9 protein-coding genes are annotated in these 17,228 nt (G+C 36.6%); 2 read left to right on the top strand and 7 right to left on the bottom strand.

Annotation, left to right across the window (positions count from 1 at the left end; genetic code table 11):
* Positions 1–14: 14 nt before the first annotated feature.
* Genes D7004_RS11485 through D7004_RS11470 form a run of 4 tightly spaced genes read right to left on the bottom strand, consistent with a single transcriptional unit; the run spans position 15 to position 8,761 of the window.
* Positions 15–2,843, bottom strand: a complete 2,829-nt coding sequence (locus D7004_RS11485) for a glycoside hydrolase family 95 protein (RefSeq protein WP_167459481.1) — start codon at positions 2,841–2,843, stop codon at positions 15–17.
* A 9-nt stretch (positions 2,844–2,852) separates the two neighbouring features.
* The gene (locus tag D7004_RS11480; protein WP_123206003.1) at positions 2,853–4,445 is read right to left on the bottom strand and encodes a glycoside hydrolase family 28 protein; all 1,593 of its coding nucleotides are present in this window, start codon (positions 4,443–4,445) and stop codon (positions 2,853–2,855) included.
* An 18-nt stretch (positions 4,446–4,463) separates the two neighbouring features.
* Positions 4,464–6,017, bottom strand: coding sequence for an MGH1-like glycoside hydrolase domain-containing protein (locus tag D7004_RS11475; protein WP_244214308.1), 1,554 nt, complete (start codon positions 6,015–6,017; stop codon positions 4,464–4,466).
* Positions 6,017–8,761, bottom strand: coding sequence for an alpha-d-galacturonidase (locus D7004_RS11470; RefSeq protein ID WP_123206001.1), 2,745 nt, complete (start codon positions 8,759–8,761; stop codon positions 6,017–6,019). The genes D7004_RS11475 and D7004_RS11470 overlap by 1 nt, the downstream gene beginning before the upstream one ends.
* Positions 8,762–9,294: 533 nt before the next feature.
* On the opposite strand from D7004_RS11470, the gene D7004_RS11465 reads away from it, so the two are divergent.
* Complete coding sequence (locus tag D7004_RS11465; RefSeq protein ID WP_123206000.1) at positions 9,295–10,140, top strand: hypothetical protein; 846 nt, start codon at positions 9,295–9,297, stop codon at positions 10,138–10,140.
* Between the two features lie 247 nt (positions 10,141–10,387).
* Positions 10,388–10,732 (top strand): hypothetical protein, encoded by a 345-nt coding sequence (locus tag D7004_RS11460; protein ID WP_123205999.1) that lies wholly within the window; start codon positions 10,388–10,390, stop codon positions 10,730–10,732.
* A 216-nt stretch (positions 10,733–10,948) separates the two neighbouring features.
* On the opposite strand, the gene D7004_RS11455 is transcribed toward D7004_RS11460, so the two are convergent.
* The 3 genes from D7004_RS11455 to D7004_RS11445 all read right to left on the bottom strand — a co-directional run bounded on the left by D7004_RS11455 (position 10,949) and on the right by D7004_RS11445 (position 17,219).
* Entirely contained in the window at positions 10,949–12,190 is a 1,242-nt protein-coding gene (locus D7004_RS11455) for an alkaline phosphatase family protein (RefSeq protein ID WP_123205998.1), read from the bottom strand.
* 132 nt (positions 12,191–12,322) lie between these two features.
* Positions 12,323–13,780 carry a SusD/RagB family nutrient-binding outer membrane lipoprotein gene (locus D7004_RS11450; protein ID WP_123205997.1) on the bottom strand — a complete coding sequence of 486 codons (1,458 nt, stop codon included), beginning with the start codon at positions 13,778–13,780 and terminating at the stop codon, positions 12,323–12,325.
* Positions 13,781–13,796: 16 nt separating this feature from the next.
* Positions 13,797–17,219, bottom strand: a complete 3,423-nt coding sequence (locus D7004_RS11445) for a SusC/RagA family TonB-linked outer membrane protein (protein ID WP_123205996.1) — start codon at positions 17,217–17,219, stop codon at positions 13,797–13,799.
* Positions 17,220–17,228 lie beyond the last annotated feature (9 nt).

Genomic DNA, 17,228 nt, shown 5'->3' with positions numbered 1-17,228 from the left:
TTTTTTCAAATCCTTCATAGCAACCTTAAATCTCCGTTAAAACTGTATGTCTCGCCAGCTTTTGTGTTTATACTAGTTAGCTTATCTTTATATTTGATCCTACATGCTCCACCCACTGTTGATTTTATGTTTAAGGCAATTAACTTTCCTTTATCCCAAATCAAATCGACAATGAAGCCACCCCTTGCGCAAAAACCTTTTATATCTCCAAAAGGTAATTCTACAGGCAACGCAGGCAAAATTTCAATATAGCCTTGATGGCTTTGCATTATCATTTCGGCAATCCCGGCGGCACCGCCAAAGTTTCCATCAATTTGAAATGGTGGATGCGCATCAAATAAATTTAAATAAGAACCCGCTCCATTTTGAGCCGGTTTAAGCAATAGTTTAATTAGTTTCATGGCATGATCGCCATCCTTAAATCTTGCCCAGAAATTAATTTTCCATGCCAAGCTCCATCCTGTTGCATCATCACCACGATATAATAATGACTGCCGAGCTGCTTCCATCATTTTTTTATCCTTCTCCCAGGTAATATCATCTCCAGGGAAAACGCCCCATAAATGCGAAACATGACGGTGTTTGTTGGTCGTATCATCTTTATCTTCTAACCATTCCTGCAATTGCCCGAACTTACCGATTTGATTTGGTGCAATTTGGGCAACCTTCTGTGCAAGCATTTTGCTAAACTCTTCATCCTCTCCTAACACTTTCGATGCTTCAATACAATTTTTAAAAAGTGTTCTGATGATTTGATGGTCCATTGTTGGGCCAGCGACTAATCCTCCGTTTTCTGGCGAATTTGATGGTGTGCTGATAAGCCATCCAGTTTTTTCATCTTTTACCAAAAAATCATTAAAGAATATTGCTGCGCCTTTCATTAAGGGATAGGCCTCTGCTTTCAGAAATTTTTTATCCTGCGTAAATAAATAATGTTCCCATAAATGCTGACTTAACCAACCGCCGCCTGTTACCCAAATCCCATGATTGGAGGCATTGATAGGCGCTGTACCGTCCCATATATCTGTATTATGGTGCAGAACCCAACCTTTGGCGTTGTAATATTCATTGGCCGTTTCTTTTCCTGCCAGAGATAAACTTTCAGTTTTTTTAAATAGTGGTTCATTTAACCGAGATAAATTTAAAATTTCTGATGGCCAATAATTCATCTCCATATTAATGTTTGTGGTATATTTACTACCCCAGGGTGGTGTAAGCAAATCATTCCAAATGCCCTGCAAATTGGCAGGCTGAGTTCCTGGCCGCGAACTTGAAATCAACAAATATCTTCCATACTGCATGTACAAACCTGCAAACGATGGATCGATAGATGTAGAAAATTGTTCCAGACGTAAGTCAGTTGGCAACTTATCATTAACAGAAGACCCGAAATTTACACTGAGTGTGTTAAAATAAGATTGATATTCTTGAATGTGTTTTTGCTTAACAATTTCATAACTATTACTTTTAAGACCCAATTGACGGCTATAATTTATTAAATTAGGGTTGCCAGAAACATTATTCGTGTTTACAAAATTAGTTGCTGCAGTTAAATAAAATGTAACTTCATTGGCACCGACAATGCTAACTTTATTGTTAAGGATTTTAATAGAACCATTTTTCGTTTCTACTTTTAACCAACTTTCACCATTTAAAGCACCATTTTTTACGGTTATGTGTAGCGCAATAGAATTTTTGCTTAATGTTTTTACCTGCGATTTTTGATGAATGCTTGATAATGCTGCATCAACGGTGATAGATTTGGTTTTACTTGCCGTTAAATGGATAACAACTGCCTGACTAGGTTCACTAGCAAAATACGATCTGTAATAAGTAATTCCACTGGCTGAATAAGTAGTTTTTGCAATCGCTGTCGTTAAATCTAAGGAACGTTTATAATTGGTTATTTGATTTTTACCATGCTTAAACGTTAGGTTTAAATCACCAAATGGCTGATAGCTTGCCTGGTATTGTGGAACTTCGGGCGGGTTTTCATCCTGAATTTTATATTTCCATTGCTTAACTAATGATACACCATTTTCGACATTTGAACCTTCTGGGAAAATTCCAATGTGTCTCTTGGTATCCTTGAAGCCAGCTATTCCGCCCTTGTCAAAATAGTTTAAAACCAGAATAGCAATTGAGTTTGTACCAGCTTTGATGTGTTCAGCAGGAATAATGTATTTTCTGGGTTCGAGGTTATCTGTATTACCCACCAAAGCACCGTTGATATAGGTGAAATCCTGATCGCGAATGCGGTTCAAATCCAAAACTAAATTTTTACCAAGCCAACTTGCCGGAACCATAAATGTTGTTCTAAACCATACAGCACCATCTACATTAGCCAATCCAACCAATTCCCAACCTTCATAAGATGGAACCTGAAGGGTTTTCCATTTGCTATCATCAAAATTTGGGAGCGATGGATCTCCTTTAATCCGTTTTTCAGATTGCATTTCTCTAACCCACTTTGCTCTATCTCCGGTTTCACTTTGTAGCCCCATAAACTCTTTCTGGGCTAAATCTTCTGCTTCTTTTTGTCTACCTGCTGATAGTAATTTTCTAATTTGTGGTAGATAAGCAGATGCGCCTTTTTTATTGTAATTTCTTGGCTTCCCTGTCCAAAGGGTTTCTTCGTTAAATTGAATGTGATCATTATCTACACCACCAAAAATCATTGCTCCCAAACGCCCATTCCCTATTGGTAAGGCATCAGTCCATTTCTCTGCAGGTTTGGTGTACCATAATGATGTATTCTTCTGTGCATAAACATTAAAATTTAGCAACATCAAAGCAATGCATATAAGCAGCCTCCAAGAAAGATTCACATTTAATCCTGCCATCTAAATTTATTATTGTCCCTTATCGCCAGAAATTACCCTAACATTTTCTGCGACTTCTTGCTCTTTAACAACACCCTTTTTAGCGTTATTAAAATTATTATTACCAATAGAAATGTTTTTAGTTTTATCGCCACTTAACCTCAAATAAGTGTTGGTTCCTAAAGTCGGAAAAGCATTATATAGAAAAACATCACTAACATTTTTTAAGTCGATAACTGCAGATTTTACTAGTGGCGTGTAGGTTTTGAAATTATCAATGGTTAAATTATTTACGTTAGATGCCGAAAGCGCAGCACCAATTTCAGTGTTGACTTCTACATTATGAAATTCGATTCTGCTTGCATATCCAATACTAAAACCAGTTTTTGCATCCATATTGATATCATTAAACGTAATATTTTCTATCGGCATTTCTTCCAATCCATTTAAGTAACCCGCTTGATTAACCTGCCCGGTTATATTACTGAAATGGATGTTTCTAAACTTTGGTGTTCGCTCGGAAACGGGTTCAGGATTGGTTTTTGTATATTGCATGTCCAATACAATTGCCTGCTGACCAATGTTTTTCATGATGATATTGCTTACTCTAATATCTTCTACAACTCCTCCCCGCCCTCTTGCAGTTTTAATTCTGATACCCCGGTCGGTTCCATCAAATACACAATTTGAAATGGCAATTTTTCTAACATCGCCAGACATTTCGCTACCAATAACAACGCCACCATGGCCAGATAACATCGTACAATTTGTTATGGTATAATTTTCTGCAGGGATTGCCATTTTTCTACCCGGCGCATCCTTACCAGATTTTATGGTAATGCAATCATCGCCTACACTGATGTGGCAATCGGATATATGAACATTTTTACAAGATTCAGGATTAATTCCATCTGTATTTGGCGAATGTGGATTACTGATGGTTACGGCATGAATTTTAATATTCTCACAAAATTCTGGGTTAATGGTCCAGAAAGGAGAATTTTTTATGGTTATTCCATTGATTATGATATTCTTGCAAAACATAGGCTGTATAAAAGGCGGACGAAGAAATCCACGCTTCATTTGCTTTGCATCATCAGGTAGTAAAATATCTTTATTTAATTCATCAAAAGTAGTTTGCCATTTCGAACGAGGCTGACCTTCTTTATATCCTTCTACAAAATCCCACCATTTTTTTCCATGTCCATCAATTAAGCCCCTACCAATTATCGAAATATTTTCAACTTTGTAGGCGTAGAAAAGAGGCGAAAATGAAGTTACATCAACACCTTCATACCTGCTTTTAACCATAGGCAAATAATCATCAAAATTATCGCTAAAATGTATTTCTGCACCAGCATCAATAAAGATGGTAATATTACTCCTGAGGTGAATAGCACCAGTTAAATATTTTCCAGCAGGGAAATAAACCGTACCACCGCCGGCTTTGGATGCGGCTTTAATAGCATTGCTAATGGCGGTTGTTGCCAATTTACTGCTGTCGTTTTTGGCTCCGTATTTTAAAACATTGTAAAAGGATTGAGCATTTAAAAAAAGAGAATAGCCCAATAATAACACAAGTAAGATTGAAAATTTGAAAGCCCTATTGAATATCCTAAACATCTTTAATTATTTTATTTACTAGTTCATGGGAACTTTTACAGGTTTCATCGTTTTTGATTGATAAATTTTCTTACCATCTACAAAAAGATGAAAACCCTTGCCTTTACTATATTTAAGACCTGTTTTATCCCATAATACAGTAACTATCTTGCCATGATATGAAACATTATCGAGTATAAACCAATCCCATTGGTTTTTAGGAATTAATGGATAAATTTCCAGAATGTTATCTTCGCGTGGTTTAATCCCAATCAAATCATTAATGATTAAATCATTAAATGTAGAATGATTATAAAAACTACTCCTTGGGTTATCGCCTTTTAACCACTCTCCCGTTTTTTCATCCTGATATTCGCCAATATAAGGCTTGCCATTTTTAATATGTGATGCAGCATATTGATGCAATTCGTTATAAAAAACTTCAGCATTCATTTTACCATGATTTTTATAATTCGTGAGCAATGTTGATAATCCTTTTAAGGTTTGAGAAGTGGCAAATGGCCAAAGTGCTCCATCCCATTCGCAACTATGACCTGTGCCACGTGTTCTGAAAGTCGAATCTCTTCGCTCAGCAGTGGTTAACCCCCACGGCGCATCAAAACCTGCGGTATCTAAAAGTTGATTCCAGGCTTTTGCATAAATCGGCTTATCGTCAGGCAGACTGAAATCCCAAGGCGTAAAACCGATTGCCTCACGCACATTTGCTAAACCATTTTTGGCTTTTCTGGTTTCGAAGAACGACGATGAAGCATTCCACAAACTATCCTGAACAAGTTTTTTAATTGCCACTGCTTTACTTTGATATTTTGAGACCAAAGATTGATCATCGAACATTTCAGCAATCTTACTTAAAGCAATCGCGTTCCCATACATATAACTATTGATGGTTGGCCGCTGATTTTGGTCTTTTCTAGAACCACTAATCGATTCTTCCATCCCATCCTTTACATCATTCTGCCAGAATAAACCATTTTTCAATTGTCTTTCATTTTCCCATTTTTCATAATCTCTATCCAATGCTGGCAAAATTTCCTTTAGAAAAGCTTGATCAGGTTTAACCAGGTAGTTTTTATAAACTGCATCATCTATCCAACTGCTAAATTGATGAAAACGTTGTTTTGTTTGTCCAGCATCAGCTTTATAAAGCCAGAATTTTATATAGTCCTTTAAATAGCTGTTATCCTTTAGCCACCTGCCCTCGTAAATATGGTGACCCAATGCACAGCTGATGGAGTTGTATTTACCAGCATGTTTAACTGGCTCGATAAATTCTGTAAAAATATATCCCTCTGGCGTTTTAACGAGATGTTTTCTATACGTCCACCAGCGATAATAGTAATTTTGCTCCAGAACCGAATCTGGGCATTCAAACAATGGTGTTTGATCTGCCAACCATGAAAAAGCCGCTGCATTGGGCACATGGTTTTTTACAGCTTCAGTATCTATCGAATTAAAATACTCCACATATTTCTTCAATTTCTCTGTGCCTAAAATAGATTTCTGTTGCGCAAAGCCAATTGTTGCTATCGCTAACAAAAATACAGTTGCTAATGTCTTTCTTGTGTTTACCATTATTCAAATAACCAATCTATATCTTTTCCACGACCATCCAAACCCGCATTAAATATCCTTAATTCCTGCTTATCACTAATAAAACCCAGCACCAAACACTCACCCTTGCCTAAATTTAAAGTGTGCGCACCAGCTGCAAAAGAGTAAGCATGAACATTTACAGGTGGAAATCCATTCAAAACCAAGGCATTTGAAATTTTGATTTCCGATTGACCATAATTATTTGCGCTGGCATCAGTTTCCAGTTGTGGTGAGGCCAGGTATTTAGGATCCTTTTGATTAAAAAAGCCAACCAATAATTTAACAGGAGTTTTTGAGGTAAATTTTATTTCCGTTCCTGTTTTTATCTGTTTATCCTTAGCTAACTTAATTCCTTTTAAACCAATTAATTCTGCGGTAACTTCTTTAATTTGAATATTTGTATCAGCAAAAACCGTTACATTTTTATCAATAAGATAGTTTTCTCCCTCGTTTATCACCGTTACTTCTGCAGGTTTATATGGCATTATCTTCACAACTGTATTGGGATTTACGGATTTTAAGGAATCAATGCTTCGCTTAAAATGGTTCAATTCTTTTGTAAAAACAGGTAGCATTTCTTTCCAATGAATGAACGTTTTATCAACGCCACGCATGGGAATTTTCCTCTGTTTGGTCTGCATGCTGTTGGCATACAAATAACTGCCTTCGCTTAATTTAACCAAGGTGGTATAATGATCTACACTTTTTTGCAGAAAAGGTATTGCTTGTTCCAAATCTGAAACATTATTACTGTATTTGTAACGCAATATCCAAAGTGCCGATTTCACTTTCTCAGCATAGAAATTTGCCATTTCATCATAGCAATACATGTCATTTTTCAACCGATTAAACTCGGCCGTATCCTTAGTTGCTCTTACCTCATTAATAGAAGCCAGTGCTTTTTTGCCATGTTCAACAACTTCTTTTGCAATTTGAACTGGTGTTTCGCCAATATGACCTTGCTTTTTCCATTCCTTTTCTGCGTAATCTATAATCATTTCACCTTCTGGTGCTTCAGATTCGTACATCAACGTAAATACACCATAACGATAAGGATTAATTAGCTGTGTCATCAACATTCCTAACGTTAGCGTTTGGCGGTTACCATCGGTAATTCCGAACCTACGTAAAAGTTTAGGGGAAATTTCTCCAGACTCCTCATATGCATTCAAAATTGACTTTCCATCGGCTAAACTCGACCCATACTTATCAGCCAGTTGTTTGCCCCAGTATTTAATTTCCTGTGGGCGATCTCTATCTGAATTCCAGGCATACCTTGCCCATTCTTTGTACCAAATCCAGTCACGATCTACTTCCAAAATCCTCCCTTTCACATCATCGGCAGCATAAGGCCAATCCCAATAACTGTGTTGTGGATATAAATGCAAACCTTTTGCATTATAAATTTTATTCATCGCTTGCACTGATTTTTGAATAAAATCTGCTGATCCATATCTAAAAGGCTCCAAATTTGCCAGAATATGAACATTAGAAATATTTACGGTTCCAATATCAGCCAATTTTCTGTTCAATTCTGCCCAAGCACCCCGAGGTGCATACGTGGTGAGCGCTTCACCATTAAATTTATTCTCTGTATAAAGATTTTTATAAAGCGGCAAAGCGGCCTTCATTACCGATGGTGCATCTGTATCATGGGCACGCAACACAATTGGTGGCTCTTCGTTTATTCCCGCGGCTTTCAATCCATCTTTTACGCCTGGAATAATGGTTTTGGTGAACCAATCGATATCGTCTTGACCAACACCTTCCATCGCTTCACCAAGCGCAACCATCAAACCAACATTTGGATATTTCTCTACAAATGCAGCAATCGATTTCTTGGTATAATCGGCAATTAAAGGAACAATCGGACGGTTTCTATCTTGTGTTTTTAAGCCATGTTTATCAGCAAAAGGCTTTGGAATAATGATGTTATAAAACATCTGTATCACCCAAATTCCACGTTTGTCAGCTTCATGTGTTAAAAACTGAAAAATTTCTTCATTTTTTTTTAGTGTAGCGGCATCTACCTCAACTGCGTAAGGATAATCCTTTAGTCTTAGCAAAGAAGAAAACGGATGCCCATTCCATAGATAAAGCGAATTGTAACGGTTTTCGACCATCATATCTAAATACTTTATCCATAAAGATCTATCGTAAAGCCATGGAAAAGTTTCTGGAGTATAAGGGTATTCGTAAACATCATGGCTAGGAAGATAATCGGGTTTTTGCAAACCTATACAAGTTCCCCTTAAAACCATTTCTGGATGATCGGTGATGGATATTTTTGTTGGAAGACTCCTCGTTTCCGAAATTTTTTCAGCCAATTCCAAACAGCCGTACAAGGTTCCAGAATAATCTGCGCCTACAATATATAAGTTTCCATCTTTAGCGTAAGAAATAGAAAAACCCTCTTTACCTGCTTCCGAAGCACTTTTTTTAATTGAATTTGGTAATTGAGAAAATAAAACTTTATCGTTAACTGTTGAAATTACAATTCCTTTAGCTCCTTTTGGCACTTTATTCTGGTAATCAATAACAGTAAATTTAATCTGAAAACCAGCTTTTATTAAACCATCCATTAATCGCTTGGCTCCATAACCTACGCGTTGACCGCTTTGCGAGGAAACATAGATGGTTTTGGTTTTTGGCGCTAGGCCAGCAGCTTTGGTTATTGTTTCAGTAGAAAATAATATAAAAATAAAAATTAGAAAATTTCTCATTTAATTTGGCTCAGATAACAAAACCTCATTCAAAAGGCTTAAAACACATTTGGTTAGAATATTTTTATTTAAATATAAATAAATTATTCAAATATAATTAATAACGAGCTTAGACTATGTAATATTTCTGCAAGGTAAAGTAGATTATAAGGGATAATAAGGCGCTCGATAAATGTTAAACTAGAATTAGTGCAAGTAAGGAATTAATAACAGGTGAGTTTTTTACGGATTAAATTTTGATTAAATTAAATTGGCCAATTGTTTAAATTTTCGTCACATTGGATAGCGATAGATGTTGAAATCAGATATATATTTTGAGCACTTAGAGCACCATCAATAAAATCAAATTAATGGCATAAAAGGTTGAGGAACTAACAAATAATTAAAAATTGGTTAAAGGAGGAGCAATTAAATTGGTTTAGAGAAACAATACAACGACACTGAACTTTCGAAAATATAGGTAGAGAATTAGCCTTGTTTTGCTAGATATGTTTCTGCTCAATTGATAAATTTAGCTATTTTTAGACATTATTATGCTGCCGATGCCTGTAAATCCTCTTTCGCTTTCAGAACTGGAAGACTTTAAAAGATCCCTTTCCAAACCAGAGCTTTCCGTGAAGGAAAATTACCAAACGTTGAGGAAGCTCTATTCAAGCTTCCTGATAAATGAAACCAATCTTTCAGAACTTGAATACCGCACAACGCTAAAGACAATCACAGAAGATTACCTGGTGGAAAAATCAGACTGCAAGTCAAAGATTGAAGGATTGAAGCAACAATTTAAACAGGTTGACAATCGTATAATTGCTGCCGATCAGAAACTTATTCGCGGAATACCCGACGATTTGGAGTTGATGGAAAAACTTATCAGTGAGCAGGAGTCAATTGTTGAGGAACAGGAAAAATTAATTGCAGCTGAACAGGAACTTCTAGAGCGCATAAGCAGCACAGACATCGCACATGGAAAATCTCTAGAAAAACTCGAACAAGCTAAAATCAACAGGCTGCAACCTATGACCTACAGATTTGCCCGCTACACCCAAGATATCTTAACAGCAGAAAAATCAAACCGTCTTAAGGTTCAATTAGCTTATTTAGTTCCACTTTTACTTGTACCCCTCTTTTTCAACTATTTAGCCAGCAAAATTGGCCTATTACCTGTAAAGCATAGTGAAGATCATCTGGTTTTAGCACATTATATATTTTTTATTACAATCATCCTATTCCAGTTTTTTGTAAGTGAACGCGTAGTTAATTTACTTTCAAAATTGTTATCGACAAAATACCTTCAGACCTCGGTGAAAAAACTCGAACAAATGATGAACCAAAATAAGGAACGCATACGCTCATTAGAGCATGGAAATGATTCTATAACTTAATCTAACGATAGAATAATAGTTAGATAATTTTTAGAAACTCGAGAAATTTGAATACTAATCCATTTTGGACTTCTTTAAATCCTTTAAAATACTTCAATTATCGTTCTCATCAATTTTTTTTCGGAAGCCATCTGATGGTCAGGTGTACTGAAATGCCATTATAACACTTGTCAATAGGTAAGGTACGCACTAGCCATGCTGGCTGTAACGATAATCTACTTTTTGCGTCTTAAAGCTAAAATCATCAATGGAAAAGCTTACATCGGGAAACTTTTTTGGTCATACCGATCAAACCATAAAATTAGACGGACTCATCATCACCAACACAGAATATACACACGAATTCGTTGATTGGCACTATCATGACAACGCTTACTTTACTTTCCTAATTGCTGGCAAGGTTTCTGAAATAAATAAAAATGATCACCATAAATACGTTCCTGGCAGCTTACTTTTCCATAATTGCCAAGAACCGCATTACAACGTGAAGCCTAGGGGCTACACCAGAGGAATGCATTTGGAGTTATCTCCGAAATGGCTATTAGAATTCGCTGGTAAAAATATGGACGAAGGCAGGCTTGAAGTTAATTAATCCATTGGTAAAATCGCTCTTCCATCAAATCTTAATTTCTACTAAAAATCCCGATGATACCACCCACTATCGCTTCATTCTCTTGCCATTAGCGCAGTGGATAGGCTTTCTGGACTTTCGAATTATCACAGATACAAGCAGCCACCAGAATGGGTCGACAAACTCAAAAGATTCACTTGTTCAGCTTTAAACATTTCCGAAATATGGTGTGCCTGACTATTTCATTTTAGCATTTAATACAATCCATTTGTTTACCGTATTTTCTGGAGTTTCCAAAACTATCTTATAAAAATCTGACGGGTATTTTTCTATGTTAATGAATGCATGTTTTTGAGCAACATTAACTTCTTGTAAAAGATGGTATTCATCCTTTCCTCCTGTTTTAAAATTATTGGTAGTGCTGAGAAATATTTTTACTTTACCACCGTTTTTTAAAGCTTTCCAATTTAAATCGATATTGCCGTGTACATAATTTGCCTCTACCTGGGCGATAGCAACCTCACCAATAAATGGCGTTCCGTCAACTTCATCTCTAACTTCTTTAGGTAAACTGATGTTCATAAACCTGGCTATAGAGGGCATGATATCTACAATTGCAGGGCGATAATAATTTGCATAAATATTTAAAGGCTTATAATTCGAAACCATCCAGGTAGAACGTTGCCTTGCAGTTTGACCGCCATGGTTTTTTCCTGTCTTTTCATCTCTACCGTGGTCAGTAGTAACAATCATTAGCCAATCTTCATTATGCTTTTTCTTTCTCAGTTGTATCACATCGTAGATTTTGCCTAATTGTACATCTAACTTTTTTATTGCGATTTCAAACTGCGGGCTATCACCGTACATGTGACCCATATCATCCGTATATTCTAAATATATCCATGAAAGGTCTGGCGCATCTTTGGAAATTGTTCTGGCAGCATCTACAATTACCTGTTCATCTATTTTATGCATAAATTCTCTGGCTCTGTCATGCTTAAACCGAACCGTATCTAACTCATAACCATCAAAATAAGTATCAACTTGTAAGTTCTCTGCCGCACTTAAATTGTGCCCCAGCAGCTTGGTTCGATTATCCGTCCAGCTAGAAAATATAGCCGTTTTTTTATTGGGATATTCATTTTTAAGCAACCTAAAAATATTGTGATAATTATAATTTGGCGCTTTTATATCATTATCAGGCACATTATGTTTATTAACCCAGGTACCTGTAAGCAGGCTGTTGTAACCTACCGCAGATATGGTTGGCGTTTGAGTATAGCCATCTTTTTCTCCACCAACCGACATTCGGGTATAACTTCCATCGGTAATAATTTTTTTAATATTTGGTAAATCCAAACGTTCAATTAAGTCAGCGGGAATACCATCGGCAATAATAAATACTGTTTTTTTCGCCTTTTGGGCATTTGCCTGCACAGCTGAAAATAATAAAACAGCAACAAAAAAATTCTTATACATATTGAAAATATAAATGCATCAATTTAGGTGAATTAATAAAAGGCTGTATCATAAATTAATCAGCTCGTAATCCTTGTCGAAGTTCTTCAACAGTTCTGGACGACATTTGTTACTTATAATACAGCCATACTTTTACGGCCTAATAGACCACATTACGCCATTAATATCATCGCCGCCAGTATATTGTGAACTTATGGCACCACTAACATTGGCTTGATTTAAGCGTAACTCTGATTCTGGATACATCCAACGTTTTGGAATACGTTTGTTGTTTAACACACCAGCACTACTAACATCAAAAGTTGGGATTCCGGTTCTACGCTGTTCATAAAAAGGTTGCCAATCGCTATTCATAAAAGAGGCAATATATTTTTGAGTAAGAATATTGGCTAAAGCACCCGAACCAGCTGATAATTGAACCGTACTTTGAGCTAAGTAGCTGTTAATTGCGGTTTGACTGATATTATAAAATAACATCGATGCCTGAATTCCTTTTTGATAATAATCATTTGCATTTCCAGCTATCCATCCTCTGGTAACACCTTCAGCTAATATAAATTGAACTTCTGCATAACCAAGCGCTATGCTTGGCTCGTTCACAGGATTGTTATAATATCGTGGATTTATTTTAGATAATTCTCCAGCAACACTTCTGGCATTGTTTTCATTAACAGGTGCGCTACCTTTTGCGCCACCATAAGCATTAAAATCGGTAGCAGCAAGGCTCGAAAATTTAGGTGCTTTATCTGCAAATGAAAATAAACGGTTGTCTTTTAATGATTTTAATAAATCAACAAACGTTTCTTCCATATAGTAAGCCGTTTGCATATCATTGCTATTGAAATAAGGATAACGGTTATTCAGCAAATCATAATACTTCAGCTGCGCATTATCGGTATTTGATACCATAATTGGATAGGTTGCTGGTGCGTTTACAATTTCGGCAAAACGCTTTTTAACTTCCAGTTTGGTATCATTTTCTTTAATGGATAAACTCAAAAGTACCCTTAACGAGAGCGAGTTAATCGCTTTTTTCCATTGTTGCATATTTCCACTGTAAACAATATCGCCGGCAACATTTGGCGTGGTAGTAGCGATAAGACTATTGGCGGTTTTTAGATCATTTAGAATGCCTAAATAAATATCTTCCTGCTTATCATAGATAGGTGTTGTTACAGCTTCATCACCTTTTAAAGCTTGTGTGTATGGTATATCGCCAAACATCTGCGTAAGCTGAAGAAAATACCATGCCTTATAAAATTTCGCAATTGGTATATACTCAGGCTTATTTTGGCTTGTTGCAGCTTGCTCCATTTTAATCACTTGCCTTAAATTGTTATAGCCGTTGTAACTTCCGCGTGTCCAACCATAATATTGCTCTAAAGAAACTGCATCGGTGTAAACCATTTGTCGCGATGCGAAAGCAACGGTAACGTTTGATGAGCGGAAAGCCGTTTGTTCAATAGAATTCAACAGCAAATCAGGCGTAGCAATTGTAGATTTATTGGGGTCGGTTTGAAACTCACTAAACTTTTTACAACCTGTTTGCAGGATGATGATGAGTACAAGTAGTGATAATAAATTTTTCATATCTATTTATGATGAATTAAAATTTCAGATTTACATTGAAACCAAACGAGCGTGTAGATGGCGTTTGCAAATTATCAGTAGCCGGGTCGGGGTCTACGTTTGGCATTTTAGAGAATAACAATAAGTTTCGGCCAACCAGCGATACATTTATTCCTTTGATTACTGATTTTTCCAACAATTTAGCGGGCACCTGATAGCTTAGGGTTGTTTCGCGAAGTTTTAAAAATGTTTGTGAGAAATAATTGTAATTGTTGTATGCTCCGTTGCTGGTATTTGTCATGTAATCGATATAATTTACGGCTTTTGTATTTGGTGCATAAACACGAGTATCGGTAATTATATTTCCGGTTGCGTCGTAAGTTGCCTGTCCGCTGGTTACCACTACCCCATCACCAATAAAAGTTGACAAGCCATTGTTTGCATCAACCCTGTATTGGTTTAAAGTGCCTTTATTTGTTCCGCCCCACCACATTTTCTGATTGGTTGTAGAGTACATCATGCCACCAATACGGCCATCAACTAAAAATTTTAAACTAAAGCTTTTGTAGGTAAATGTATTTTCGATACCATAAGTCCAATCTGGGTCTTGATCACCGATATACCTCGAAAAAGTATCATTTAGCGGGAATCCATTGCTGCCATAAATAATCTGGCCTTGATTGTTGGTTTGATAAACGCTAGTAAAAATCCTATCCATTCTATCACCTACTTTCAAAAAGTTAAGCGTTTGTGCACCTCCATAAATCTCTTTCAAATAGCGGCGGTACTGACTAAAGTTTAACGAAACATTCCATTCGAAATCGGTGGATTTTAAAGGAGTGCCAGAAACTACAAACTCTAAACCTTTACGCTGATAAACATTTCCATTTGCCAACTGACTGTTGTAGGCTGTAGTGATGGATACCGGAATAGATACAATGTTGTTAAAATCGCGGGTTTGGTAATAAGTAGCTTCCAGGCTTAATCTGTTTTTTAGAAATTTAGCATCTACACCAACCTCCCAGCTATCTGATGTCTGTGGTGATAAATTGCTGTTTAACAAGGCATCACCAAAAGTTAACGATGGCAAATTATTCCAAATAACACCTTTGTTAAACGATGGCAGGTAACTATATGTGTAAGCATTATCGTTTAAAGTAGCACTCGACACCCTCGACCATGATCCACGAGCCTTTAAATATGAAATCCATTTTGGCAGTTGAGCCAATTGAGAGATTACTACCGATGAACTTATTGATGGATAAAAAAAGCTATTATTTGCTGTTGGCAGCGTAGAAATCACATCATTTCTACCCGTGGCAGAAAGATAAATTCCGTTTAAAAATTCTAAATCTAAAACCGCATACACACTGCTGGTACGCCTTTCTTCAATAAAATTGTTGCCTTGTATCGGGTTAGCTGAATTGCTTAAGTTATAAAAGCCAGGTATGGTTAAACCATCGGTATTGGTCGAGCCGTATTTGTTATTGCGATAATAGTTTGAACCTCCCAGCTGCGCATGCAACTTAAACTTTTCGGTAAAAGTGTGGTTGTAATCTGCAATTAGGTCGGTAGCTAAATCGATATAATTACCTGTAGCAACTGTAAACTGACCTCTGGATTTATTTCCATAACCAATATAACTCATTGGTTCTTTGTAGGTTCTGTTTAAACCATAACCATTTATACCATTTCTAAATTGGATATTTAAAGCCGGACTGATTTTATAATTTAAGTTTAATGAACCAAAGGTATTATCCTTATCATAGCCTCTTAAATATTCATAGGCCTGAAAATAAGGATTGTTATAGTATGAAGTATTGTAATTGCGTTGCTGAATACCAACTTTTCCAGGCACCCAATAATCTCTTAAATCTGCAACACTAACATCTGCACCAGTCCACAGTACCAGATTGTACAAATAGTTTGTTGGACCATAACCCGTTTCAGGAAAGTTTTTGGTAAACTGGCGGTTGTAGTTTAAGCGGGCATCAATAGTAAAAGCATCTGATAGTTTGTAATTACCCGAAATGCTGAACGAAGAATTATTTAAATCGGTATTTGGCACAATACCGCGTTGGTAAATGTGTGATGCCGAGGCCCGGAATGAGCCTTTATCTGAACTTTGGGTAATGCTGATGTTGTTACTCGAAATTAATCCCGTTTGGAAGAAATCTTTAACATTATTTTTTCCTCTTGAGATGAATGGCAATGGAACGAGTTTACCGGTAATTGGGTCTATCGGACTATTGAATTGTGGCGTTTCAAAAAAGCCACTTGGGGTTGCAGCGGGCTGGTCTAATTTTGGTCCCCAAATCCAGCCAGAACCCTCCGGACCACCACCAGAACCATCAACGTAGGTGTATTTTCCTTTAAAGCCCGCACCATATTCGGTTTGTACTTCGGGTATTCTGATAAAACTTGGCTGAATTTGAGTTGATGAGTTTACATCAATGCTTAAATCTTTACCTTTTCCACGTTTTGTGGTAATCATAATCGCACCGTTCTGCCCAATTGAACCGTACAATGCCGATGCACTTGCACCTTTTAGTACCGTTAAACTTTCAATATCATCTGCATTTACTTTATACAAATCAGCCGATTGGTCTGGAATTCCATCTATTACAATAAGCGGTTTTCTACCACGAAGTGAAATAACCGGGTCTTGAAATAAATCTGTTGAATTACGAACGTTTAAGCCTGCAACCCTACCTGTTAAAGAGTTGATAATGTTTGGTTCGCGGGCTTTTACCAAGCTTTCACCTTGTACTTCTTGTACTGCATAACCAAGCTTAGCTTTTTCCTTTTTTATGCCCAATGCAGTCACAACCACTTCAGAAAGTGAACGCTCATCATCAGCCAATTCAATACTGTACGTATCCGTTTCGGTGATTACAACTTCTTTTGTAGTAAAACCAAGGCTGGTTAGTACCAAAACATCACCGGCGTTAACTTTAATAGAGAAATCACCCTCCTGATTGGTAACGGTTCCCGTATTCGAACCTTTTATCAGTACAGAAACACCAGGAATACCTTGCTTTTTATTGTCAGTTACATGCCCGCGAATAATTCTCTCAGCGGCTGATTTAATAATTAAAACAGGTTTAACAATAATTTTATTGTTTACCTCATTAAAAGTAAAAGGTACAGCTGATGAAATTTTTTGCAACACATGACCTAGGTTGCTGTTTACTGCATTGATGCTTATTTTTTTCTGAAGAAAGCCATCACGGTCAACACAAACGATGCTATAATTCGTTTGCTTTTGAATCATATTAAAAATTTGTGTAAGCGATTGGTTATTAGCCTGAATAGAGCATTTGATATTGTTTAAGCTTTCTGTTGCTGCCTTTTTATTTGATGCAGAAACTTGATAACATGTACTGGAGAAAAGCAGTGTTAGGATTAATAACCTGCATTTCAGAGAAATTAAAGACGATTTGTAAATCTTTTTTTTCATAAATTAGGA

Origin of the sequence: Pedobacter jejuensis (assembly GCF_003725795.1) — a bacterium.
Lineage (GTDB): Bacteria > Bacteroidota > Bacteroidia > Sphingobacteriales > Sphingobacteriaceae > Pedobacter > Pedobacter jejuensis.
Note: the sequence above shows the minus strand (reverse complement) of the source record. Positions and strands in the feature narration are given on the sequence as shown.